1 protein-coding gene and 1 pseudogene are annotated in these 2,063 nt (G+C 46.7%); both read left to right on the plus strand.

The window, feature by feature from the left end:
- Positions 1-1,344 precede the first annotated feature (1,344 nt).
- A pseudogene (locus CWC03_RS23935) lies at positions 1,345-1,609 on the plus strand (polymorphic toxin type 15 domain-containing protein); the annotation flags it as partial.
- Positions 1,610-1,755: 146 nt separating this feature from the next.
- Positions 1,756-2,063: HNH endonuclease (locus CWC03_RS23940; RefSeq protein ID WP_349304215.1), on the plus strand; the 308-nt coding region annotated here is incomplete at its 3' end.

Raw genomic sequence — 2,063 nt, forward strand, 5'->3', positions numbered from 1 at the left:
AATCACAGGCAGGCACAGCTTGGCGCGATGAACATTTTTGCAGCCAAAGACATACAACTTGGCAGTGTTAAAAGCGCAATTCGACTACTCACCAATAAAACCTTTATCGCCAGCGCCAAACAACAACTGGCACTGGAGAGTAAAAAGTCGGTGATTGCCGATGCAGCAACCAACCTAGACGTCACCGCCAATCAAATTGACGTCAGCGCCGAACAAAATATCACCCTTAAGGCGGGCCGGAGTCATCGCAGTGTTATCCAAAGCGATATAAACCTTAAGGCAGACAACAACCTTACCATTACCGCTCCCGCGGGAAGTCAAATCATTCAAAGCCAAGGTAATATCACGATTGAAGGCAGTGGCTCTGGCAACCTCACCCTTGCCAATGGCGGCAGTGAAATCAGCATTGACTCAAGTGGTAACGTCAACATCTTTGCAGACAAGTTACTGACGTTAAAAGGCAAAGCCATGACCGTGTTTGACGGCAGCATGGAGCAAGATATTGGTGGTAAACAAAGCGCCACGATGCCGAGTGTGCCACAAATTCAAGCACTCTCTGAGAATGCTCGACTCTCACTGGCCGCCGATGGCATCGCCACCATGATGAGCAGTACCATTGAGCTGTCTTATACCTATCAAGATGGCAGCCCAATTATGGGCGCACCTTATACCGTTCGATTTGCAAACGGCACAGAGTTGACCGGCAACTTAGATGACAGCGGTAAAGCAAAAATTGAGAATGCACCGCCCGGTCAATACACCGTGCAATATGGTGAGGACAAGCGCGATTACCTACCAGAAGATAATCGCCCTAAAAACCCACTGTATGGACAAATCACCCCAGCGCAAGCGGCTGAAATGGTACGCAGCGGTAATACCGCACCACTGATAGAAGCCAATGGCATTGCAACCCAAGCAGGTGATTGGTTATGGGGCACATTACAAGGCGACTTTAATCAAAACCCCTCCACGTCACAAATCGTGGTAGGTACCTTGATTTCCATGATACCGATTATCGACCAAGTCATGGATTTACGAGATATCATTGCCAATGTCATGTTACTGACCGACGATGATGAGGCCAACGACACCGACGCTTGGCTTGCCTTTACCCTAACGGGTATTGGTTTAGTACCAGTTGTGGGCTCAGCCGTCAAAGGCGTGGGTAAGGTTATCTTAAAAAATACCGGAGAATCCCTCTCTGCTGCGCTTGCCGTTTTACGCAAGCTCGGCAAAGGCGACCCAGTTAAATACCTAAGAGACATCAACTGGCAAGACCTAGGAAAACAATCCGCCACGGAAGTTAAAAACATCGTCAAAGGCCTGCGCGATTCACTTGATGACATGTCTACCAGCTGGCACTACGACCTACTGCTCCCAGACGCCGCCATCGAAGGCATGCAAGCCACGGTAAAGCGCCTAGACGAGGTCACCCCCAAAATCGACCAGCATATGCAACAAGCCGCCCAAGAAATCGGACAGCGAGTTAATAAAGCGCTGGATGAGTATCAAGGCCAACCACCAATTCGAGGCGTCACTGATAAGCCCACCAAAGCCAAAGCCGATGAGTTGGAGCCGCCAAAAGGGAATGAGTTGCCTGGGTCTAATGTTGTCAACAGAAACACAATTGTAGATCCCGATAGTGTAAATAAAATAAATGATCTAGCTAGAAAGCCTAAATTCACTTCTGATGGCAAGGTTATCCCTATTGGTGGACAACCCTCTGACGCAATTACAATTAGAAATAAAAATAACTTGGATGAAAATGGGTACTTACACCGAAAAGGAAAGAAATTACAATATGATTCGAATGGTTTCCCCATATTTGAGAGTAAATTTGATACTCACATATCGGATCATCATATAGGCTCTGGCAAAGCCACAGAACACTTTAAAGAAGCAAATAAAAATCTTGCTATACAATTAGAGAGAAACCCAAGTCTAGCCAAGACTCTAGGTTTAAATGATGAGCAAGTAGCACATATAATGAAAAAGCCACCATCAAAAGATCCTGCAGATGGTTTGACATGGCATCATCATCAAGACACTGGCAGAATGCAGCT

This window comes from Pseudoalteromonas sp. S2755 (assembly GCF_005886535.1).
Lineage (GTDB): Bacteria > Pseudomonadota > Gammaproteobacteria > Enterobacterales > Alteromonadaceae > Pseudoalteromonas.